The sequence below is a fragment of the Clostridium tyrobutyricum DSM 2637 = ATCC 25755 = JCM 11008 genome (genome assembly GCF_000359585.1).
Taxonomy (GTDB): Bacteria; Bacillota; Clostridia; order Clostridiales; family Clostridiaceae; genus Clostridium_B; species Clostridium_B tyrobutyricum.
The window spans coordinates 1-231 of sequence record NZ_APMH01000073.1; the positions used below are offsets into that span (position 1 = coordinate 1).

The window sequence follows — 231 nt, forward strand, 5'->3', positions numbered from 1 at the left end:
CAAATTTAGTTAAAGGCTGGTACAATAATACCATTGCAAATAATGGTTTAACATTAGTCGGAATAGAGGATACTCCTTATACTATAATTGGATATGATAGCAGTAGAGGTGCTAATAGTCCTTATTTATCCATAGACTATAAATGTGAAAAACCATGCCCAGTATGCCCTACTGGCCCAACTGGTCCTCAGGGTCCTGCTGGTGCTGACGGCTTAAATGGTGTTACTGGTC

1 pseudogene is annotated in these 231 nt (G+C 39.8%); it reads left to right on the forward strand.

The features are described 5' to 3' along the window. Window positions 1–231 (forward strand): annotated as a pseudogene (locus tag J418_RS16500) (collagen-like protein); the annotation flags it as partial.